The 22,865-nt window shown below is 57.1% G+C and carries 21 protein-coding genes; 2 read left to right on the plus strand and 19 right to left on the minus strand.

All coding sequences use genetic code 11. From position 1 onward, the window contains the following. Nucleotides 1-28: 28 nt before the first annotated feature. From LA5095_RS08995 to LA5095_RS09040, 10 genes are all read right to left on the minus strand, one after another. Entirely contained in the window at nt 29-484 is a 456-nt protein-coding gene (locus LA5095_RS08995) for an NfeD family protein (protein WP_055114010.1), read from the minus strand. Then, entirely contained in the window at nt 481-1,461 is a 981-nt protein-coding gene (locus tag LA5095_RS09000; RefSeq protein ID WP_208992630.1) for an SPFH domain-containing protein, read from the minus strand. The genes LA5095_RS08995 and LA5095_RS09000 overlap by 4 nt, the downstream gene beginning before the upstream one ends. Nucleotides 1,462-1,784: 323 nt before the next feature. Further along, complete coding sequence (hemH, locus tag LA5095_RS09005; RefSeq protein WP_055114344.1) at nt 1,785-2,864, minus strand: ferrochelatase; 1,080 nt, start codon at nt 2,862-2,864, stop codon at nt 1,785-1,787. Between the two features lie 421 nt (nt 2,865-3,285). Further along, complete coding sequence (locus tag LA5095_RS09010) at nt 3,286-4,524, minus strand: phenylacetate--CoA ligase family protein (RefSeq protein ID WP_055114013.1); 1,239 nt, start codon at nt 4,522-4,524, stop codon at nt 3,286-3,288. Nucleotides 4,525-4,562: 38 nt separating this feature from the next. Then, nucleotides 4,563-5,417, minus strand: a complete 855-nt coding sequence (locus LA5095_RS09015) for an ABC transporter ATP-binding protein (RefSeq protein ID WP_055114015.1) — start codon at nt 5,415-5,417, stop codon at nt 4,563-4,565. A 58-nt stretch (nt 5,418-5,475) separates the two neighbouring features. After that, on the minus strand, nt 5,476-6,807 hold the full coding sequence (locus tag LA5095_RS09020) for an ABC transporter substrate-binding protein (protein WP_055114016.1): 1,332 nt from the start codon (nt 6,805-6,807) through the stop codon (nt 5,476-5,478). A 107-nt stretch (nt 6,808-6,914) separates the two neighbouring features. Beyond that, complete coding sequence (locus tag LA5095_RS09025; RefSeq protein WP_055114018.1) at nt 6,915-7,991, minus strand: branched-chain amino acid ABC transporter permease; 1,077 nt, start codon at nt 7,989-7,991, stop codon at nt 6,915-6,917. A gap of 11 nt (nt 7,992-8,002) precedes the next feature. Beyond that, nucleotides 8,003-8,956, minus strand: coding sequence for a branched-chain amino acid ABC transporter permease (locus LA5095_RS09030; RefSeq protein WP_055114020.1), 954 nt, complete (start codon nt 8,954-8,956; stop codon nt 8,003-8,005). Nucleotides 8,957-8,967: 11 nt separating this feature from the next. Next, complete coding sequence (locus LA5095_RS09035; protein WP_196901248.1) at nt 8,968-9,774, minus strand: ABC transporter ATP-binding protein; 807 nt, start codon at nt 9,772-9,774, stop codon at nt 8,968-8,970. A 17-nt stretch (nt 9,775-9,791) separates the two neighbouring features. Further along, a complete protein-coding gene (locus tag LA5095_RS09040; RefSeq protein WP_055114024.1) occupies nt 9,792-11,777 on the minus strand; it encodes an AMP-dependent synthetase/ligase in 1,986 nt (661 codons plus the stop codon). Nucleotides 11,778-12,444: 667 nt separating this feature from the next. On the opposite strand from LA5095_RS09040, the gene LA5095_RS09045 reads away from it, so the two are divergent. Further along, complete coding sequence (locus LA5095_RS09045; protein ID WP_055114026.1) at nt 12,445-14,415, plus strand: C1 family peptidase; 1,971 nt, start codon at nt 12,445-12,447, stop codon at nt 14,413-14,415. A 33-nt stretch (nt 14,416-14,448) separates the two neighbouring features. On the opposite strand, the gene LA5095_RS09050 is transcribed toward LA5095_RS09045, so the two are convergent. From LA5095_RS09050 to LA5095_RS09090, 9 genes are all read right to left on the minus strand, one after another. After that, nucleotides 14,449-15,492, minus strand: a complete 1,044-nt coding sequence (locus LA5095_RS09050; RefSeq protein WP_055114028.1) for a LacI family DNA-binding transcriptional regulator — start codon at nt 15,490-15,492, stop codon at nt 14,449-14,451. Nucleotides 15,493-15,652: 160 nt separating this feature from the next. Continuing rightward, on the minus strand, nt 15,653-16,342 hold the full coding sequence (locus LA5095_RS09055) for a GntR family transcriptional regulator (RefSeq protein WP_029066664.1): 690 nt from the start codon (nt 16,340-16,342) through the stop codon (nt 15,653-15,655). A 61-nt stretch (nt 16,343-16,403) separates the two neighbouring features. Next, nucleotides 16,404-17,312: an aminotransferase class IV gene (locus LA5095_RS09060; protein WP_055114030.1), complete on the minus strand. Its 909-nt coding sequence runs from the start codon at nt 17,310-17,312 to the stop codon at nt 16,404-16,406. A 25-nt stretch (nt 17,313-17,337) separates the two neighbouring features. Then, the gene (locus LA5095_RS09065; RefSeq protein ID WP_055114032.1) at nt 17,338-18,111 is read right to left on the minus strand and encodes an amino acid ABC transporter ATP-binding protein; all 774 of its coding nucleotides are present in this window, start codon (nt 18,109-18,111) and stop codon (nt 17,338-17,340) included. Between the two features lie 2 nt (nt 18,112-18,113). Beyond that, on the minus strand, nt 18,114-18,779 hold the full coding sequence (locus LA5095_RS09070; RefSeq protein ID WP_055114034.1) for an amino acid ABC transporter permease: 666 nt from the start codon (nt 18,777-18,779) through the stop codon (nt 18,114-18,116). Next, the gene (locus tag LA5095_RS09075) at nt 18,776-19,450 is read right to left on the minus strand and encodes an amino acid ABC transporter permease (protein WP_055114036.1); all 675 of its coding nucleotides are present in this window, start codon (nt 19,448-19,450) and stop codon (nt 18,776-18,778) included. The genes LA5095_RS09070 and LA5095_RS09075 overlap by 4 nt, the downstream gene beginning before the upstream one ends. Before the next feature lie 16 nt (nt 19,451-19,466). Then, nucleotides 19,467-20,258: a transporter substrate-binding domain-containing protein gene (locus LA5095_RS09080; RefSeq protein ID WP_208992601.1), complete on the minus strand. Its 792-nt coding sequence runs from the start codon at nt 20,256-20,258 to the stop codon at nt 19,467-19,469. Nucleotides 20,259-20,711: 453 nt separating this feature from the next. Further along, nucleotides 20,712-21,095: an antibiotic biosynthesis monooxygenase family protein gene (locus LA5095_RS09085; protein ID WP_144435910.1), complete on the minus strand. Its 384-nt coding sequence runs from the start codon at nt 21,093-21,095 to the stop codon at nt 20,712-20,714. 195 nt (nt 21,096-21,290) lie between these two features. After that, complete coding sequence (locus tag LA5095_RS09090; RefSeq protein WP_055114040.1) at nt 21,291-21,668, minus strand: iron chaperone; 378 nt, start codon at nt 21,666-21,668, stop codon at nt 21,291-21,293. A 155-nt stretch (nt 21,669-21,823) separates the two neighbouring features. On the opposite strand from LA5095_RS09090, the gene LA5095_RS09095 reads away from it, so the two are divergent. Continuing rightward, nucleotides 21,824-22,852: a hypothetical protein gene (locus LA5095_RS09095; RefSeq protein ID WP_055114043.1), complete on the plus strand. Its 1,029-nt coding sequence runs from the start codon at nt 21,824-21,826 to the stop codon at nt 22,850-22,852. The last annotated feature ends 13 nt before the right edge of the window (nt 22,853-22,865 follow it).

A 22,865-nucleotide genomic window follows, 5' to 3' on the forward strand; every position in this document is an offset into this window, starting at 1 on the left:
ACACTTTTCAAATTTGACCGGACGGCTCCTACTCCACCTGGGAAACGACCAGCCGGACCCCGTCGATGGATTCGACACGCACCTTTGTGCCCGCGGGAAGATCCGGCCCTGTGATCCGCCAGATGGTGTCGTCGATCGACAGGTTTCCTGCGCCCTCACTCAAGGGTTTTTCCAACGTGAATTCGCGCCCGACATAACGACTGCCGCGTTGGTTTAGTCCGGGGTCCCCTTTTTCCGAGGCAAGCCTGATCATCATGCGCCTGCCTATCAGCAGGCTCACAATCGACAGAACCAGGAAAATGCTGACGAGGATTTGCCAGCTCGGGTCAAAGACCAGCGCAATGACACCGACGACAAGTGCCGACAGACCGAACCACAGAAAAATGGTCCCCGGAGCGGCTATTTCCAGCCCCAGAAGCACCAGACCGAGAACAAACCAGCTCCAGGGCCCGAGAGCATCAACAGCGCTTTCAATCAGGCTCACGGATTGCCTCCCTCAGACGAACCGGTATTCGGGATGCGCGACGATGTCTGGTTTTCCTTCGAATGGTCGCCGAATGCCTCCTTGGCAATTTCACCGATACCACTCAGGGATCCCAGAAGAGCGGTCGCCTCCATGGGCAGGATCAGTGTCTTCTGGTTTCTCGACGTCGCGAGCGCCTGGAAGGCTTCGACATATTTGTTCGCAACGAAATAGTTGATCGCCTGAACATCACCGGAGGCAATCGCCGCGCTGACCATTTGGGTAGCCTTCGCTTCCGCTTCAGCTTCCCTTTCGCGCGCTTCCGCATCCCGGAAAGCGGATTCGCGACGCCCCTCTGCCTCCAGGATAAGTGATTGCTTCTCACCTTCCGCCTTCAGAATTTCAGACTGTCGCTTGCCTTCCGCTTCCAGAATGGACGCCCGTTTGTCGCGCTCTGCCTTCATCTGGCGCGCCATGGCGTCGACCAGATCCCGTGGCGGATTGATGTCCTTAATCTCGATACGCGTGATTTTCACGCCCCATGGTTCGGCAGCAGCATCGACAACCCTCAGGATTTTTGCATTGATTTCGTCACGGTTTGACAGGAGGGAATCAAGATCCATGGATCCCATCACCGAACGGATATTGGTCATCGTCAAATTCAGGATCGCATTTTGAAGTCCCAGCACCTCATACGCGGCCCGCGCCGCATCGAGCACCTGATAGAACGTCACGCCATCCGCCGTCACGGTGGCATTGTCCCGCGTGATGACTTCCTGCGAGGGAACGTCGAGAACCTGTTCCATCATGTTCAGCTTGTGGCCGACCTTGTCAATGAACGGGATAATGAAATTCAGGCCCGGTAACAGCGTCTTGCGGTACTTGCCGAACCGTTCGATGGTATAGTTGTAGCCTTGGGGTACGGTTTTGACCCCGGCGAAAAACACCAGAATGACCAGAACCAATAGGCCGATCAGGAAAATGCTGGGTCCATCAATTTCTAACGGCATGAATTTCTCCCGTAAACATCTGGAATTTCGCGGTCACTATGCTCTGTTTGAGTGAGTCGTTCCAGCGCCATTGCGCGAGATCCACGCGCCACGGAGGCAATCAGCTAGATTTCCCCGGCGACTGAACTGGTGCCATTGGCCTCGTCACCACCAGGGCGGAATGTACCTGGGAACAGGACGACAGCCGTCGCTCCGGCGACCACCGGCACTCCACGCAATGTTGATCAGGTAATCATGAACAGCCAAAACGCTCAGATGAAACATGAGCGTCAGGCCGATTGATTGCGATAATATTCAAAGGTAACTGGCCCTCAGAGCCAGCCGCCCAATTCCCGGCGGACAACGTGTTCGATCACCTTCATACCCAGGTCGCTGTCGTTCAGACACGGAACATGGGTGAAATTGCCCCCACCGTTTTCCTCGAAGATCTCACCAACCTCGCCCGCGATCTCCTCGAGAGTCTCAAGACAATCGGCAACAAAACCGGGATTCATCACCGCGACGTTTTGGACGCCATCCTTTGCCAATTGCTCGACTGTCTTGTCTGTATAGGGCTGCAGCCACTCCTCCGGTCCGAAACGGGACTGGAATGTGACGCGGAGTTGCTGGTCATCCCATCCGAGGACCTCACGCATCAGGCGCGTCGTTTTCATACAATGACAATGATAGGGGTCGCCGCGCTTGAAGTAGGATTGCGGAATACCGTGATAGGACGTCAGCAGCACATCCGGTTTGAAGTCCAGTGTGTCCAGGTGCTGTTTGACGGATTCGGCCAGCGCGGTCACGTAGACCGGATCATCGTGATAGGGCGGCACGGTCCTTATCGCCGGCTGCCACCGCATCTCCAGCAGGGTTCTGCAGACGACGTCATTGACGGTTGCCGTGGTTGTTGCCGAATATTGCGGATAGAGCGGAAACACAAGAATCCGGTCGCACCCTTCCTCCTTGAGTGCCTTCAACTTGTCAGGGATCGAAGGCTGACCGTAGCGCATCGCCCAATCAATCTTGAGCCTGCCGCCTTCATCACCGAGAACCTCGGACAGCTTGTCGGACTGACTGCGCGTGATGGTACGCAGTGGGGACTCGTTCTTCTCGTTGTTCCAGATCTCGTCATAAGCCTTGCCGGATTTACCCGGACGGGTCATCAGGACAATTCCGTAAAGGATCGGATACCAGATCGCCCTCGGCCATTCGATGACACGCTTGTCGGACAGAAACTCACGCAGGTAACGGCGCATCGGCCAGTAATCCGTTGCATCCGGGGTCCCGAGATTGACCAGGAGCACACCGACCTTGCCGCTTTTCACCGGCGGGTGGTTCTCAGGCAGATCCAGTTTGCGGAACTCAGCGGCCCTCTCGGCCGAAAGCGAAGTGGTCGGTTGAACGTTCATAAGCGCGGATTGTCCCTCAGCGGCTAGTCCTCTGATGCCATACATAGGCCAAGGCAAAGCCGAGGCCAATGCGGCATTTTTCATACGCTTGGCGAAAAGGACAGATCACCGGCGGACACGCTCGGACGGGAAAGAAAGCCGGAGATGCACGACAGCCGTTGTTGTTCCAACGGACAGACGCCGATTTGCACCACCATCACGGTCGAACGCCGCGGGACCTGAGCCCCTTGATTCAAGAGCGACTAACCGGACCAGCAGTTCCTCACGAAGTCATCGACAAAACGAACAGGCGGTTCGGACCCGTCTCTGCGCTGCCCCCGGCAGGAGAGTCATCGAAGATGAGTTGCTCAAAAACGAGGTGCTTTCGCGCAATCAGGACCCGTTAACACGATCTGGTTTCAGCCAAGGCGCCTCAACGTGGTCAACCATACTCTCTCTCATCGGCAATGACCTTGCCGTCATTAGGCAAGGCACCGGGAGACACGATCTGAACATCGCCGCTGAGCCGGGTGACATCCCTGAGCGTTGTGGCAACCCTGTCGGTCAGCCCGTCCCCATGCGCTTCCGTTTCAACGGAAAGCACCATCGCATCCGCCTCACCGGCACGGCTGACCGCCAGGCGCGCCTTGCTGACTTCAGGATGCGCCGCGACAATCTGGGCAATCTGGGCAGGGTCGACAAACATTCCCTTGATCTTCGTACGCTGGTCCGCCCGTCCCATCCAGCCTGCGAGGCGCATGTTGGTCCGCCCGCAGGGTGACTGGCCCGGAATGACTTTTGACAAATCGCCTGTTCCGAACCGGATCAGCGGATAAAGCCTGTTGAAGTTGGTAACGACCAGCTCGCCAACCTCACCGTCTGCAACCGGTTCCCCGGTACCCGGACGCACGATTTCAACGATGTAGTCTTCGTTGACGACCATACCCTCGCGAGCCTCGGTTTCGTAGGCGATCACTCCAAGATCTGCCGTCGCATAACACTGGCCGACCTGAATCCCCTGGTCTTCATATTCCTGCCGCAGCGAGGGAAACAACGCCCCGCCGGAAACAAGAGCCTTTTTGATGGAGGAGACATCCCGGCCTTGTTCCCGGCCACGGTCAAGGAGGATTTTGAGGTAGTCGGGTGTCCCGACAAAACCGGCGGGCTTCAAGACTTCCAGGGCTTCCACCTGCGTGTCGGTATTGCCGACACCTGCTGGAAAAACAGTGCACCCCAGAGCAATCGCACCCTGGTCCAGAATGAAACCGCCTGGTGTCAGGTGGTAGGAGAAGGCATTCAGGACCACGTCCCCTTTGCGGAATCCCGCGGCAAACAGACTGCGTGCCCCGTTCCAGGCATCCAGGCCAGGCGCCTGTGGTTCCCAGATCGGACCCGGGGACATGAAAACGCGCGCGGCTTCGGAAAGTTCACCGGCCAGATAACCGCCAAAGGGAGGATTGGCCTTCTGCCGATCCATCAGGTCGGATTTGCGCAATACCGGCAGGCACGACAACGCGTTTCTGTCGCGAGTGCCGGAGAGATCGCAACCTCGCAGCTGCTCTGCCCAGCCATCGGCATTTCCGGCCGCATGTGCCAGAAGTTCCGGCAACCTGGCAAAGAGATCCTGTTCACGCTGAGCGGGATCCTGCCGCTCGCGTGCATCAAACTGTTGGTCGCTCATGGTCGTCTCCGCTATTTCCGCCCTGGGTCAGAAAACCGTCAGGCTAGCCAGCGCTTCCTTCGTTTGTAATGTTTGACATTCCGGAACGAACGGCGGCCTTCGCCGCCGACGCCCAGGTAGAATTCCTTCACATCCTCGTTTTCACGGAGCGCCTTCGCGTCCCCGTCGAGCACGATGCGTCCCGATTCCAGGATATAGCCATAGGTGGCGTATCTCAGCGCCACATTGGTGTTTTGTTCCGCCAGCAGGAAGGAAACCCCTTCCTTCTCGTTGAGCTGCCGGACGATTTCGAAAATCTCCTCAACCAATTGCGGCGCAAGTCCCATGCTGGGCTCGTCGAGCAGGATCATTTTTGGTCGGCTCATCAGGGCGCGTCCGATCGCGCACATCTGCTGTTCGCCGCCGGACGTGTAACCTGCCTGGCTCTGGCGCCGCTCCCTGAGGCGCGGGAAATAATTGTAGACCATCTCAAGATCGGCTTTCACAGCCGCATGACCGTCCTTGCGGGTATAGGCTCCGGTCAACAGGTTCTCCTCGATGGACAGGTGGCCGAAACAGTGGCGGCCCTCCATCACCTGAATGCAACCGCGCCGTACCAGTTCGTTGGGTGAGAGCGCCTGGACTTCGTCGTCGTCAAACAGGATCGTTCCCTTTGTCACCTCACCACGCTCGGCACTCAGAAGGTTAGAGACTGCCTTCAGCGTTGTCGTCTTGCCGGCGCCGTTCGCTCCCAGCAGTGCGACGATCCCGCCCTTGGGAACCGTCAGGGAAACACCCTTGAGAACCAGGATCACATGGTCGTAAATGACCTCGATATTGTTGACCGAAAGTATCGTTTCCGCAGCTTCCACCGCGTTTTCCGAACCGGCCTGATCTACATCCAGCAATGCCATTCCATTCTCTCCCGGGATACTCCGCCGCGCATTGTGCGCGGCGGAGCGATCTGCCTGATCAGTTCGGGCAGGGTTCCGTGCGCGCCGGCCACGGCGCATTCTTTTCCGCATACTCGGCGGCAGCCGCTTCCAGAAGCGGACGTACAAGATCGGTCATCGGCTCGATCCAGCCGGAAGCCTGACGCCACTGCTTGCCGTCCCACTCCTGAATGAAGACCGGGTGGCTGCCAGCGTGATCCTCACAGGTGACCTTCATCGGGTGTGCAAAACCTGCCAGACCGAGTTCCTTCAGGCGGGCCTCGTCCAGGTTGAGCGCTTCAAGGCCCATACGCATGTCTTCACCGGTGATGACTTTCTTGCCGGTCAATTCCTGTGCAGTACGGATACCTTCGGCGATGATGACGGAGTTCAGAACACCACGGTTGTAGAGGGTGCCACCAATGGAACTCGCGTCAGTTGAACTCAGGCCGGCATCGACAACGTGTTTCTTGATGTCGTCAAGCGCCGGAAAGTCACTGCCGACTCCGGAGAAGTTCATGGCCTTGTAGCCTTTGGCACCTTCACCGCCAGCAGCGGCGTCGTCATCACCTGCTGACCACCAGACACCGATGAACTTGTCCATCGGGAAGCGGATCTTCACGGCTTCCTTGATGGCAGTCGGGTTCATCGCACCCCAGCCCCACATGACCATGTAGTCGGGACGGTCACGGCGTACGTTCAGCCATTGCGAGGACTGGTTCTGCATCTCCTTGACACCGACCGGATACTGCAGCAGCTCGAAGCCGTATTTTTCAGCCAGCTGTTCCAGCAGCGGGATCGGCTCGCGGCCATAACCTGCATCCAGGAAGATGTAACCGATCTTCTTGCCCTTGAGGTTATCAAGACCGCCTTCCTGTTCACCGATATACTTGATCACGACCGACGCGCCGTCCCAGTACGTGTCCGGCACGTTGAACACCCAGGGGAAGACGGACCCATCGGCAGCAGCCGACAGGCCGTAGCCCATGGACAGAACCGGGATCTTGTCGACACCTGCCTTCGGGATCAGCTGCAGGGTGATGCCTGTGGAATAAGGGTTATAGACCAGAGCACCCTTGCCTTTGGTCGCCTCGTAGCACTCGACGCCTTTCTGGGCATTGTAACCGGTCTCGCATTCCTCGAGCTCCAGCTTCACGCCGCCGATACCGCCATCACGCTCGTTCAGCATTTTCAGGTAGTCATGCATGCCGTTGGCGATATGGATGCCTGAAGCCGCGAACGGACCGGTGCGGTATGTCAGCAGCGGCACATAGTTGGCGTCTTCAGCCTGGGCAACCGTTGTCGCGAGACCGGAAAATCCGACTCCAAGCGCAACAGCGGTTCCCAGCGCAATTTGCTTGATGCTTTTCATGTTTCTCCTCCCATGCGGCCCCGGACCATCCGGTACCGCCAGACCAGTTGCGCCATTCCTCCCCGGACAGGTCCGGGTCCGGATGACGTGCGATAAGGCTGGCCACCCTAATAGGGGAATGGCCAGACCCTGAGCTTTTGTTTCGCGATCTGCCAGAGCCGCGCAAAGCCGTGCGGTTCGACGATCAGGAAAAAGATGATCAGGGCGCCGACGATCATGAACGTGATGTGTTCAACGGTTTCGGCGGCCACATTGATACCAATGGTGCCCGGAATGAATTTCAGGAAAACCGGCAGGATCCAAATGAAGGCCGCACCCATGAACGCGCCGCTCAGGCTTCCCAGCCCCCCCAGGATCACCATGAACAGGATCTGGAAGGACAGGGATATCGAATAGGACGAGGGTTCTGCGGCATTCAGCCAGAAGAACACCATCATCGCGCCGGCGACGCCGCAGATATAGGACGACACGGCAAACGCCATCAGCTTGGTCTGGAGCGGGCGGATGCCCATGAGTTCAGCTGCAATGTCCATGTCGCGGATCATCATCCAGGAACGCCCGATCCGGCCGCGCAGGACGTTGGCCATCAGATAGGCGATCAGCGCGGTGATACCGAGCACGATGAAGTAGCGCACGATCGGCGTTGCTTCCGCGCCGGAAACGACTACGCCAAAGGCCTCCCGGTGCGGGATCTCGATCGCGCCGGAGGCATTGTAGTTGTAGAGCCAGGGAATGCGGATGAAACACCACTCCAGGAAGAACTGGGCGGCCAATGTCGTCACGGCCAGATACAGACCCTTGATGCGCAGGCTCGGCAGACCGAACACGGCACCGATTGCGGCGGAAAACACACCGGAAAGCAGAACCATCAATATGACATTGGCGTCCGGGAAGATCGAGGTCAGCTTGTAGGCCGCATAGGCGCCCACACCCATGAAGGCCCCTGTACCGAGCGAAAGCTGTCCGCAAAAACCCGTTAGGACATTCAGGCCGATCGCCGCCAGGGAGAACACCAGGAACGGGATCATGATGGAGGTCAGGAAGAAGTCGTTGGCAAAGACGGGAATGACAACAAAGGCGACAGCCAGGATGACCAGAAGACCCACCCTGTCCTGCAGGATCGGCATGAGCGCCTGATCCGCCTTGTAACTCGTCTTGAATTGGCCAGCTTCGCGATAAAACATGAACTTGTACCTTAAACCCGCTCGATGATGCGTTCGCCGAAGAGGCCTTGCGGCCGGAACAGAAGGAAGATCAGCGCGATGATGTAGGCGAGCCAGGACTCGATGCCGCCGCCCACGAGACCGCCCCAGTAGAGTTCACCGATCTTCTCGCCGAAACCGATGATCAGACCGCCGACAATCGCGCCGGGGATGGACGTGAAGCCACCCAGGATCAGCACCGGCAATGCCTTGAAGGCGACGATTTCCAGCGCAAACGACACGTCGGAGCGCGCGCCCCACATGATGCCTGTTGCCAATGCGACGAGACCGGCTGCGAACCAGACGATTGCCCAGATCTGATTGAGTGAGATCCCCACGGAAAGCGCCGCCTGGTGATCGTCCGCGACCGCCCTGAGCGCCCGGCCGATTCGGGTCTTGTTGAAGAAGATACCTAGCGCTGCAACCATCAGAACAGCGATAACGGCTGCCGCGATGTCGATATGCTGCAGGATGACCAGCCCCCGTTCCCCGAATTCAATCGCGGTGGAGCCGGTCGGCAAACCGAGTTCCTCGGTGATCATCTGCTTCGGCTCGCCGCCGAAGACGAATTCTCCGAAGCCGATCAGGAAATAGGTCAGTCCGATGGTGGCCATCAGCAGGATGATGTCGGGCTGGTTGACCAGCGGACGCATGACGACCCGTTCCACGCCATAGGCAAGTATCCCCATCGCGGCAATGGTCAGCGCAAGTGCCAGATAGGCCGGTACACCGTTTTCATTGAGACCCACCAGGGTAAGACCGGCAAACACCACCATGATGCCCTGTGCGAAGTTGAAAACGCCGGAAGCCTTGAAGATCAACACAAAACCAAGTGCGATCAGGGCGTAGAGAATTCCGGCGACGAAACCTTCCCACAGGACTTGCAGGAAGAAGTCCGGCATCTCGTACATCTGCACGAAGGGATCGATGAAAATGTCGTAAAGCATGATTTTCCCTTCTAGTGGCTGACGCCGAGATAAGCGTCGATCACGTTCTGGTTCGCCTGAACTTCCTCAGGCGGACCGTCCGCAATCTTCTTGCCGTAGTCGAGCACGACGACCCGGTCGGACAGATCCATGACCACGCCCATGTCATGCTCGATAAGCGCGATCGTGGTGCCGAATTCCTGGTTCACGTCGAGGATGAACCGGCTCATGTCTTCTTTTTCTTCAAGGTTCATTCCGGCCATCGGCTCATCAAGCAGCAGGAGATCCGGCTCCATGGCAAGAGCCCGGCCGAGTTCCACCCGCTTCTGCAAACCGTAGGGCAAACGCCCGACAGGCGTCTTTCGGATCGCCTGGATCTCCAGGAAGTCGATAATGTCCTCGACTTTCCTGCGATGCTCGATTTCCTCGCGCTCGGCAGGGCCACGCCAGATGACCTGCCAGAAGAAATTCCGGTGCATCTTCAGCGAACGCCCGGACATGATGTTGTCGAGCGTCGTCATGCCCTTGAAGAGCGCAACGTTCTGGAAGGTCCGCGCGATGCCCTGGCTTGCCGCCTCATACGGCTTCATCTTCCGCCGTTCCTTGCCCCGCCAGGTGATCGTGCCTTCCTGGGGATGATAGAAGCCGTTGATGACATTGAGCATCGAAGTCTTGCCGGCACCGTTCGGTCCGATGATCGCGCGGATCTCGCCCTTCAGGATATCGAAGGAAATGTCTGTGATCGCCTTCACGCCGCCGAAGGAAAGCGACACATTGTCGACCCTCAGCAACTCTTCGCTATGCGCCGTTTCGGGGACACCATCCGGTTCAGCTGTCATGTCTGTGGCAAAGGCGTTCATTCGGCGGCCTCCTGATAGTCTTTGCCGGGAACATGAGGCTCCATGTCGCGGATTTCGACCGTCGCTTCGATGGCGCCCTTCCGGCCGTCCTCGAATGTCACCTCCGTGCGCACGTGCTTGGTTTTGGAACCGTCATAAAGCGCTTCGATGAGGGGAGCATAACGGTCTGCGATGAAGGATCGGCGCACCTTCTGGGTCCGCGTCAGTTCGCCGTCATCCGCATCCAGCTCCTTGTGCAGGATCAGGAATCTTCTGATCTGGGCGCCAGCCATCATCGGCTCACGGGAAAGATCGCGGTTGACCTGGTCGACATGGCTTTCAACCATCGAATAGACATCCGGATGAGCCGCCAGTTCCTGATAGGAAGCGTAGTTGACGTTGTTTCGTTCCGCCCAGGACCCGACGGCAGTCAGATCGATATTGAGAAAGACCGCGACCACGTCGCGTTCGTGACCAAAGGCGACCGCCTCCTTGATATTGGGGAAGAACTTGAGCTTGTTCTCGATATATTTCGGCGCGAACAACGCCCCGTCGGTGAGTTTTCCGACATCCTTGGCCCGGTCAATGATCTTCAGGTGTCCGTTTTCCGCGATGATGCCGGCATCTCCGGTATGCACCCAGCCATCGGCCGTCTTGGTCTCTTTGGTGGCTTCGTCATTCTTGAAATAGCCGACAAAGACACCGGGCGAGCGGTACATGACCTCGCCGTTGTCGGCGATTTTCAGTTCGACGTCAGGCGCCGGTTTTCCGACCGTATCGCCGAAGATCTCTCCGTCAGGCTGAAGCGTAATATAGACGCTCGCTTCCGTCTGTCCGTAAAGCTGTTTCAGATTGAGGCCGAGCGAGCGATAAAAACGGAAGATCTCCGGACCGATCGCCTCTCCCGCCGTATAGCCGACTTTCATTCGCGTCAGCCCCATGCGATTCTTGAGCGGACCGTAGACCAGGAACTCTCCAAGCCTGTAGAGAAGACGGTCCTTTGCGTCGACGTCCTCGCCGTTCAGGATCTTTTCGCCCACCTTGCGCGCGATTTTCATGAAGTAGTCGAACATGGCGCGCTTGGTTTTGCCTGCATCTTCCATTTGCACCATGATGTGCGTCAGCAGCATTTCAAAGACCCTTGGCGGCGCAAAGAAATAGGTTGGCGCGATCTCACGCCGGTCAACATCGATCGTGTCAATGCTTTCCGGACAATTGACGCAATAGCCTGCGGTAAAGGCCTGGGCGAGCGAAAATACATGGTCACCGATCCATGCCATCGGCAGGTAGGCAAGCACTTCCTCGGTCTCGTCAAGGTGATCAAACACGTTCGCATTGCGTGCTGAAACAGCCAGATTGTCGAACGACAACATGACGCCCTTCGGACGGCCGGTCGTTCCGGAGGTATAAAGCATCACGGCAACATCGTCGCCCTTGCCACCGGCAAATCCTTCCTCCCACTCCCTCGACAGCGAACTGTTCTGCGCCTGCAGTTCACGACCCTTGTTCTGCAAGGATTCATAAGAGTGCAGGTGAGTATGGTCGTAGTCGCGCAACCCGCGCATTTCGTCGTAAATGACGTCTTTGAGTGTCGGAACCTCTTCGGACATCGACAGCAGCTTGTCGACCTGTTCCTGATCCTCGACGACCGCGAATTTCACTTCGGCATGACCAAGGACATACGCCATTTCCTCGGCAACCGAGTCGGAATAGACCGGCACCGGAACCGCCCCCACCGCCTGAGCGGCGACCATCGACCAGTAAAGTCGCGGCCGGTTCGCACCGACTATGGCAACCTTGTCACCAGCCTCAATCCCGAGTGACTTCAGTCCGATTGAAAACGCGCGGATTTCTTCACACACCTCGGACCAGGTCCAGCTTTGCCAGATCCCGAAGTCCTTTTCCCGAAACGCTGTCCGGGTTCCAAGAACCTTTGCATTGTGCAACAGGATCTTCGGAAAAGTGTCCTCCCCGCGCGGTGAAGCGCTGGCCGACCCTACCATTATCTGTTTCTTCCCCTTGGACCATCGTTTCCGTACCCGCTTACACGAACCGTCAGATGTTCCGTCTTTTGTTTAACCGGTGCGTATTTTTGCAAAACGCACCGGTCTGGAAGGTGCCCCTGTTTCGGGGTCGTTCTTTCAAAGGGTATGAAACAGTCTGCCGCTGCAACCTTCAACAAGTAATTCGTCGAAGGCGATCACGGATCTTGCCTCACATCCTTGATAGGGAAGCTAGACCGGCCGATTTGCAGCAATGTGATCCAACTGTTTCGAATTGTTTCAATTGCGCTGCAGCTGCGAACAGGCACATGCCGATCCGGTCTGTGAGCCTGTTTCCAGCTGCAGGCACATGGGGTTGCATTGCGGGTCTCACGAATTGTGTTCCTCGACCGATCCTGGAATGGGCCGAAATTTTCGTCAAAACCGCACCCACTGAGATGCAGCCTGTCCCGGACCGCTGATCTTTTTGAAAAATTCGTGACGTTTCTCTTGCGCCCAACGGGTGGGCAGCAATGCGACCGGGCCTCTTTGCAGTCCAGCATACATCGCAACTTACCTTAGGTAATTGCGGCGGCATCGCTTCATGCGTATACTCGCAAAGCTGCCAAGACATGCAATTGCAACCGGTTAATTGATTAGCACAAAGGTACTAATCAGGGGGGAAGCCATGCCTAAACGTCCAGCAAAGCCGAAAAAGTCCAAAAAAGCCAAATCACCAAGTCAAAAACAGAACCTGCCTGCTTCGAACACCCTGGAAGCTGCGCCACGACTTGGAGACCATGTGCTTAACGTTCCGGCGGACATCACCGATTTGCGCGACCGCATGTATGAGCCTGCACTCCTGGCGCTCGACCTTTCCATGGACGCGCCCGATCCCGGCGTCAGTCCGATCCGCGACCAGGGAATGGAGGGAGCGTGCACCGGATTTGCACTTTCAAGTGCCATTACGCTGCTGAACAGACAACGTCACGCACGCCGGTCCCAACCGGACGAAGCCCCCACGGCAAGTGCACGCATGCTTTACGAAATGGCAAAGCTTAACGACGAATGGCCCGGCGAGGATTATGAAGGCTCCAGCATAAGGGCCGCGTTGAAGGGATTTTTCAACAACGGGGTCTGCAGCGAAGAACTGGCCCCCTATCGGGTGGGCGAGAAAAACTGGCACCTGACCAAGGACCGGGCGGTAGATGCCCGAAAGGTCGGGCTCGGCGCCTATTTTCGTCTGCGCCCGCAGATTATCGACTATCACGCCGCGCTCAACGAAACCGGTGTCATCTATGTATCTGCGATGGTCCATCGCGGTTGGCAAAATCCTCGGAATGGTGACATTGCACCGTCCAACCTGACCGAGGGAGGCCATGCCTTCGTCATCGTCGGCTATGACGACAGGGGCTTCCTCATCCAGAACTCCTGGGGCGAAACCTGGGGCGGTTTCGATGGCCGACCGGGAATCGCCAGATGGCGCTACGAGGATTGGGCGGCGAACGTCATGGATGCCTGGGTGTTGAGGCTTGCAGTGCCGACCCCGGAGTCGTTCGATCTTACGGTCGGGGAACCTGACAGGAGCAGTCGCAGCCTGTTCGACAGTCCGAAAACGCGAGCTCCGCGTTTCGAGGAAATTGTCGGCCACATCGTTCATCTGGATGACGGCCGGCTTGTGGAGCGCGGGAAATACCCAACTCCGGAGGCAACGTTAAAGGAAACGGCGGATTTTCTCGCAGACGAGACGGCGACTGCAAAGCGCGACTACAAGCATCTGGTTTTTTATGCCCATGGAGGACTCAATGACCAGAATGCATCTGCAAATCGCGTTCGCAAGATGAAGGAAGTTTTCAAGCGGAACGGGATTTACCCGATTCACTTCATGTGGGAGACCGGGTTCTTTGAAACCCTGACTGACATCATCTTTTCTTCCAACGCCAAGGCCGAAGCGCGTGTCGGGAGTGTTTCCGATTTCTTTGACCGCATGCTGGAATTCACCGCTCGCGGTCCGGGGCGGGCCGTATGGCGCGACATGAAGCGGGATGCGGAAAAGTGTTTTGCAGGGAGCAGCAGCGGCGGCACCAAAGCGCTCAAGATACTGCTCAAAGGCAACGCGCAGCGCAGCAACCCGCTCAAGGTACACCTGATCGGTCACAGCGCGGGCAGCATTCTGCTGGGCCATCTGCTGGGCAAGCTCAATGCCGCGAATCCGCTTGCTGTCCCGGTGCAATCCTGTTCCCTCATGGCCCCGGCCTGCACCAATGATTTCTTCATGACCCATTACACCGACAGGATCGGGGACAAAAACGCGGCCGCCGGATTGTCGAAGCTGTGGCAATACAACCTGATCGATCAGCGCGAACGGGACGATTCCGTCGGCCCTTACCGGAAGTCGCTGCTCTATTTTGTCTCCAACGCATTCGAGGACAAAAAGAAAGCGCCCCTTCTCGGCATGGAAGTGTTCGCGAACGACCTTGTGCTGAAGCCCGATCACACTCTCCATTATGCGGGTCGGGCCGACGCCATAACGGACAGCAAAACCCATGGCGGCTTCGACAATGACCGGGCAACCATGAACAATATCCTGAAAAATATTCTCGGCAGAAGACCCTCGGCCGCCAAAGGCTTCCAGCCGGAAGACGTGACGGGATACTAGGAATTTTCACCACAGCCGGCGAGCATAACCCTGTCAATCTTGCTGCGAACCGCCACGGTGCGCCGTGCTCTTACGGACCACAAGCCAGGGTTGGAGCTTCACGTTGCCCTCCTCCGGATTTCCGCCCTCCATTACATTGAGCAGCAATTGTGCAGCTTGCTCGCCGATCGCCCGGCGCGGCTGGTGTACGGTCGTCAGGGGCGGCACGAAGTGGCCGGCAATATCGATGTCGTCGAATCCGACCACCGACACGTCGTGAGGCACACGCACACCGACCTCGTTCAAGGCGGAAATGAAACCGAAGGCGGTCCGGTCGGCAGCGCAGAAGACCGCGGTTGGTCGCTCGGGCAGATTGAGCCACGTCGAAGCAGCCGTTTCGCCCGACTCCAGGGTGTAGTCGCCTTCGAAAATCCAGGCTTTCTCGGGATCGAGGTCAGCCCTTTTCAAGGTTGCCTTGAAGCCCTCGACCCTGTCTCTCCCCGGTTTGTGTGTCAGCAATCCGGTGACATGTCCGATATCCCGGTGACCGAGTTCGAGCAGATGTGAGACTGCCAGATCAGCTCCGAGAAGATTGTCGACAACGGCGATCGGCACCGCCGGATCGTCACTCCATTCACCGCAAGTCACGATCGGTGGCAATTTCGGGTTGGTCGCACGGATTTCCGAAATCGAGAAATGACCATCGAGAATGACGATCCCGTCACAATTGTTCTTGCTGAAATAGTCATTGATCCGCTGACGCGACATGGAAGGTTTTCGTGTATCTGCGATCAAAACCTTCAGGTTCCTGTCGGCGCAGACGGTTTCGATGCCCTGCAGGATGTTCGAAAAATGAGAATTCCCGATATCCGGGACGAGCGCGACGATGGTCCCCGTATCGCGACGGCGTAGATTTCGCGCCGCGTGATTGAGTACGTATCCGGTCTCTTCAACTGCCTTCGCCACCTTGTCGCGGGTCTTGGCCGACACCCGATCCGGCGCGGACAGGGCCCGGCTGACAGTTGCCGTTGAAACATTGGCAGCGCGCGCGACGTCCTGAACCGTGGGATTGGTTTTTTTGATTTCCGACTGCTTCATTCCCCGCAGTCTATCCGATTACAAACCGAATTCGCGATCCATTCTTCAAAATCGCACCGGATTTGCGCGATTTGTCGGCTGCAAAGACATGACAGGTCGGAAGAAAATACGATTTTGAACGAGTCGCGCCACCGACGCGCTACGGCACATTGATGCGGTGTCAGTCTGCAAAGCTCAGATATTGTTCCATCTGCCTGAACCCGCGTTGCATATGGGCATCGATTTCTTCCAGCATGAGCGCGAGACTGTTTCCAACGGCAAGCTGAAGATACCGTTCATGGGCATCTTCGATCGGAGCCTTTCGGCCATGTGCCCGCTGGTGTTCAGCCAGATAAAGCTGCATCCGGCCCGCTATGCGGCGCCAGCTTTCCAGCAGAAGCTTGTGACCGCATGTTTCATAGACAAGAGAATGAAAACGGACTTCCGCCTCGCTCGACGCCACGTGATCGTCAAGCGCAAGTGTTTCAAGCAGCGCCTTGTGCCGGATTTCGAGTTCGCGGACAAACGCTTCGTCCCGGCGCTCCCAGACTTCACGGAACGCCAGCGTTTCGAGCGACGTCCTCAGTGAATAGATCTCCCGGACATCCTCTGGCGAGAGTTTGAGGACGCGGGTTCCCGTGTAAGGTATGGTTTCGATCAGGCCTTCGGCCGCGATCTGTCCCATGGCTTCCCGCAAGGGGCCCCTGCTCACGCCGAACCGTGCTGCCAGATCCGACTCGGTTATCTGACTTCCCGATTCGATCTCGCCACTGATGATCGCGCGACGCAGATTGGCGGCAATCTGGTTGCTGAAAGTTTCACGCTTGATGGGTTTGACCCGGTTTTGCGACATCAGTTGCGGTTCGTTCATGGTCGTGTGCACTTGTTCGTTATGATCACGCATTCTTGCCGGAAGACGCTTCTTGCCAGTTCTACCGCAAGACCCATTCCTTGTACGCTTTTTCGGCTTCGGCGGTGACCGGTCCCGGTGCTCCGCCTCCGATGAGGCGGCCATCGATGCGAACAACAGGGGTCAATCCGCCGAGCGTCCCGGTAATGAATGCTTCATCGGCCGAATAGGCTTCTGCCAACGTAAAGTCTTTTTCCTCAACGATATTGCCGACACTTCGCCAACTATCGATCACCGCCTTTTGCGTCAATCCCTTGAAGGAAAAGGACCCGGTCGACGTCCAGAGTTCACGGCCCCGGACAATGAAAAAATTCGTTGAATTGCAACTGGCGACGAACCCTCTCGGATCAAGCATCAGCGCTTCATCCGCGCCGGCGTTGATCGCCTGGATGAGAGCCTGAATGAGGTTCAATCGGCTGTGCGAATTCAAACGCAGGTCAAACACATCCGGACCGCTTGTTCTGAATGTCGACGTAAACAGGGCGAGCCCCTTCGATTTGGTCTCGGGCCGGGGGGCCTTGTATTCGGCAACGATCACGACGGTAGCCTTGCCAATAACGAACCGGGGGTCCTGGTTGGGCGTACTTTTCAGCCCGCGCGAGACCATCAGCCGGATATGGACGCCGTCTTTCATGCCATTGGCATCCAGCGTTTGACGAATGGCGGCTTTGAGGTCGTCGCGGCTGCGGCCGATGTCGAGTGCAATCGAATTCGCGCCTTCGAACATTCGGTTCAGATGAGCGTCCAATTGAAGGATACGCCCGTCAATGACACGTAGCCCTTCCCAGACCCCGTCTCCCAGAACAAAACCACTGTCGAAAACGGAAACAACGGCCTCGCGACGGGGCACAAGCCGGTCGTCGACATAGACCAGAACATTTTCATTCCGCGGATCTGCCAAATAGCTTTGAGCGCTTGCAGAGTTGTTCATCGATTATTTGTCTCCAAAAAGGGCTCTAGAACTGAAAACGCCGATGCTCTGCAAGAAACTGCTGGGTCAGGGGGCGTTTCGGATTTTTCAGGACTTCATCAGGTGTCCCGCTCTCGTAGATCCCGCCTTCGGCCAGATAGAGGATCCGCGTTGCGAAATGATAGGCAAAGCCGATTTCGTGGGTGACGAGGAGCATTGTGCGGCCCTCGTTTGCCAGCTGTTCGATAACCCCGAGAACTTCGCCGACCAGCGCCGGGTCGAGTGCGGAGGTCGGTTCGTCAAACAGCAGAATTTCGGGATCCATGGCCAGTGCGCGCGCAATGGCGACACGCTGCTTCTGCCCTCCGGATAGACGGGACGGATATGTGTCGGCCTTGTCGGCGAGGCCCACACGCTGCAATTCTGCGACGGCCCGCTCAAGCGCTTTTTGGGATTTGACGCTGCGAACGGTTTTCAGGCCCTCGGCAACATTTCCGGCCACGGTCATGTGCGGAAAAAGGTTGAACTGCTGAAACACCATGCCCACGCGTTGCCGGAGGGCACATAATTCACGTTCCGAAAAACGCATGTCTCCTGCACGCGATGGCTGACCCACGAGTTCGCCGTCCAGCTCAAGGCGCCCCTCGCTCGGTGTTTCAAGAACGTTGATGCAGCGAAGCAACGTGCTCTTGCCGGACCCCGAAGCACCCAGAATGGCAATTCGGTCCCCTGGCATGACATCGAGATCGACGTCGGAGAACACGCGCAACGACCCGAATTGTTTGCCAAAACCGGACAATCTGAGAACAGGTGCGCTCACGTTCAGTCACTCCGTGCAAGATGGCGCTCGAGCGCATAGGTCAGGCGCACGATCGGGTAGAGGATAATGAGGAAGATCGCCGCGATGACGGTATAGACCTCGAGCGGATTGTAGTTGAGTGAGGCGATCAGCTTGCCTTGCTGCAGCAGTTCCACATAGGCGACAACCGACGCCAGTGTGGTCATCTTGAAGATTTCCACCCCGCGGTTCGTCAGGGCCGGGATGATGCGCCTGATTGCCTGCGGCAGGATCACACGGCGCAACGTCTGAAGACCGCTCATGCCGATCGCCCGCGCGGCTTCCCACTGACCGGGCTCGATGGATTGAATCCCACCGCGATAGATCTCCGCCGAATAGGCGGCCGAGTTCAACGAGATACCCAGGATGGCCGCCAGAAATGGACCAATCTCGATCGGCGCGATGATCGGCAGGGCATAATAGAACCAGAGGATTTGCACGAGTACGGGCGTGTTTCTGAAGAACTCCACAAACGCCGTCGACAGCCAGCGGACCGGCCGGTTCCTGGATCGCTTGCCCAGCGCGATGATCAGGCCAAGCCCCATGCCCAGCACCAGGCAGACAACGAACAATCGCAGTGTCCCGGCCGCACCGATCGCAAGCGCCCACCAGTTGTCGAATACGTCCTGGAAATTCCATATGTAGTTCATGGCGTGAACTCACCGCTCTTGGCAAAGCGGCGCTCCATGCGGGAAGCAATGAAACTGATGAACGAGATCGACACGAAATAGATCAGCGCGACAACGGTGAAGACCTCCAGCGGCCGGAAAGTCTTCTGGGCAAGTTCGTTGGCCTGAAACAGCAGATCAGCATAGGAAACCGTCGCCACCAGCGTTGTTGTCTTCATCAGCTCGATGGAACGCTCCATCATGGATGGAAACATGCGCTTGACGGCCTGAGGCAGGATCACCCTGCGCATGCACTGATTGTAGGTCATGCCGATTGCGTTGGCGGCTTCCCATTGCCCCCGTTCGATCGAAACGATGCCTGCACGGAAGATCTCAGCGAAGAACGCTCCGCTCTGGATCATGAAAGTCAGTGATGCGGCAAGGAATGGCGTCATTTCGATGGAAAGCACGATCGGCAAACCGAAATAGAACCAGAACAATTGCACGAGTGGCGGGGTTGTGCGGAAAACCTCGATGACAATTCCCGCAGGAACTTTCAGCCACCTTCTGTGAGACAATCTCGCAAAGGCCAGCAGAAGACCGACAACCAGTCCGCCGGAAAGCGCTGTCGCGGTCAGGACAAGCGTGTTGCGGAAGCCGACAAGCAAGAAGCCGCCTTCCGCCAGCACCGGTGAAAAATCCCACTCGTACATGATCTATCCGAGAGCCTCAGAGAAGTTCCTTGATAATCGGCGGCGCGGATTTGGGGTCGAGACCGAAACCGGTCAGGAATTCCTCGTACCAGGTCTGGATTTTTCCAGACTGGTAGTAGTCCGCGAGCTGGGCGTCGACGAATTCAACGAATTCGGTATCGCCCTTGCGCACGGCCGCGCTGGTCGGATTTGATTTGACAGGTGAGGGAACCACGATCTTGCCCCTTCCCAGTTTCTGGCGGGCCGCAATCAGGGGCGGATGAAACAGGCAAACCGCATCAACCCGTCCGGACTGGAAAGCGGCAATCGCCTCCGTGTTGCCCGGGAAGCGCTGGATATCGGCAGCACCGACATTTTCGGTCAGAAACTTGTCCATGCTGGTCGCCTGGGGGACGGCAATCTTGATATCGGCCTTGTTGAGATCTTCCCAGGAAGTCACCGGCACGTCGTCCTTCGCAAGTACGGCGAGAGAGTAATAAAGCAGCGGCGAGTCCGGGAAACTGGCAGCCTTTTTCCGTTCATCCGTCGCGTCCAGTACGAACATGACGTCGATCTTGTTGCTTTGCAGCGCCGCGACCGCGGTTCCCCAGGTGACTTCGACAGGTTCGAATTCGACCCCGAGCGCCTCTGCCATGGCCTTGCCGGCGGATACACCGACCCCGGAAGCCCATTCGCCCGTTGAGGGATCTTTCGAGTACCAGGGCGGCGCCTGGGTCACGCCGACACGCAGTTTCCCGCGTTCCTTTATTTCTTCCAGAGATCCTGCGGCCAAGACCGGCGTTCCGCCTGCGATCAATGCAGAAGCCATCGTGGCTCCCGTCAGAGTCAGAACTGTTCGACGGTTCAATTTCATCTCGTGGTTCCCCTTCTCTTCAAGCGGCGCAGTGTTTGAAGCGCTCATGTCACTTCATAAAAACTCCCTTATTGTAGATTGTCAACAATTTACTATTACACACCATTGCGCTGGCCATCCCACGGCGACAACTGACCGCGCTGCGGCGGCAGGAAGCACTGAATGCCCTCTTTTCGCGGAACAATCCCGTCTGTCTCAATCTCGCGGAACGTCACACCGAAGCCCGGCGCAGGAGTATTGGTCCAGGGCGAAACGGTTGCCTGAAATCACATGCCACTGGCGAGAGCAGAACCTGCAGGCGAATTGCCGCTCCGGGAATGCAGCCAGCCACGCCCTGAAACACCTGCGTGACTGAAGTTCACTTCTTAGCGTCAACGCAATCGCGGTGTTGGCAGGTCAGAAAAAACGTCAGGAACGGTCGGTCGACAAGACGTCGAGAACCTCATCCCTGGTCATCTGGAAACGATCGCTCTGGTCCTTGTCGTGATGAACCCCGTCAATCCAGACGTAATCGTCGAATGTTTCCGAGTTCTGGACCCAGAACTCATGATAAAGCTTAGGCGCATGCCCCCAGGCGCCGCGATGAGCAATGTCATCGCGCCAGCTCTTGAGGTCTTCCCGGGTTCTGAAGCGGACAATCCCGATCTGATCGCCATCGTCTGCCTTGTAGAATTTCAGTGAAATGAAGCCGGGCATCGCGGCGACCGCATGGGCCATGTCGTCGCTGATGCGCTTGTGAAGATCCCAGTCGATGTCGTCCCGGTATGTCACGCCGAATATGCAGATGATCATCCTGCTCTCCTTCAATCCGCCGGCTGCGAGTTCTGTTGCACTTTCAGTTCGCCGATGAGAACAATAACCTGCAGAGAAATCCAGGACCGTTCGGCAGCGACCGGAAACGATACGCATACGCCCTGCACGGAAGTCCCTTGTTGCCTGCGCGGGAACAGGACGCGCAAGAACCGCGAGCTTCCATCACCGAGCCTGTCAGCAACTGAAATCGATACCCTGCCGTTTCAGAACGACTGCGCGCTCGATGAATTCGACGATCCGGCTGTCCGTCACGGATTTCGATTTGGAAAACCGCACGCACCCCTTGCCGACGCTCAGTCCTTTCAAAAGGGCACCTTCCGGATCAATACGGGCAGCATCGCCCGCATAAAGGCTCACATAGTTCCGCTGCGCGTTGAGATGAAATACAAAGTCGCCGTCGAGTGCATATCCCAGCATCTTGTAATGAATGCTTTCGACGACATCCGGTGCAGCGGCGAGGATGAGCGCGCGAAGCTGCAACAGACTGGTCCGCCGCCAATCGTCTTCGATCTTCTGAAGATATTCGTCCGGTGTTTTTACGTCATACTGCATCGCCGATCTCCTGTCGTGGAGCGTACCTGATTTCCTGCCTGCAGTGACAGTCCTTCACAATTGCAACCCGGTTGCAATTTTTGGTAGCTAGCCCTCAGGTTTTGGCCGCGTTGTATATTCCCCTGCGTAGTTTGTGTATGGCGGGGGAGTGCCGGATGGCAGGCACAAGGACTGTTCGAAACAGGATTTCCAGATCGAAGCGCAGGAAAAACAGGACCAGCGCTGCCAGGCCGTCTACCGGAAATCCATACAAGAACCTCATCATCACATCGGTGATTACGATCCTGATCGGTGCTGTTTTCGGCGACCTGATCGTGAAGAAGAACATTCAGACCTACAACGCCCAACATACCGCCTTCATCTCCAGCCCCAAGGATGGTGACGAGGCTTTTGCCGCGGCTAGAGCCGTCTATGACACAAGACTGCGGGAGCGGCGTCGCCAGACCCAGCGGATCATCAAATACATTGCCGACGACAGCGTTTCCGCCTTCAACGATTTCTATGCCGTCTACAACACTGCGTTGACGGACTGGAACAATCATCACGACGCGATGGCAAGGGAAATACTTGAGACGACCAAGTGCGAGGTCAGGTTTCCGCGCGATGCGAGTGATGCCCGGAAACAGGCGATCGACCCGCATTTCAATCTCTTTGTCAGCCTGGACGGCTTCAGCCCCTACCTGGAAGCACAACCCGGAAAGGCGGAAAAGGCCCGAGAGCGATTTTTGAAGGAGTCCAGGTTCTGCCCGACCTATTTCCTGACCAAGTCATCGGGCCATTCCGTGCACAGCGTCTTTGCGTCCATGCACAAGCGCATCTACAATTACCGTGAACACGATTACACCGAGTGCCGCTTGCGCCACCGACGCAATATCCAGGCCTACTACCAGTCCTGTCTTGGCGCGGAATCACCGTCCCTTCAAACTGAATGCATGCGCCGCTTCGATCAGAAGATCGCGGCCGGCTCCTTTTGCGACAAGGGAGAGTTCAAGATCGGTGACTTCACGATCAAGGACGTTGAATTCAACGAACTCGACTTCTACTGGGGCCTTGGTGACCGGTTCTTCAAGACGTTCCGCAGGGAGTTCATTCTGGACTATTGTCAGGGTCAGATCGGCTTTTGGGGCAACGCACTTGGCTGGAACTGCAATGTTGTTGTGGACGATTACCTCAACAAGAATTGACCCTCCCGGACAC

This window comes from Roseibium album, assembly GCF_001404515.1.
Classification (GTDB): domain Bacteria; phylum Pseudomonadota; class Alphaproteobacteria; order Rhizobiales; family Stappiaceae; genus Roseibium; species Roseibium album.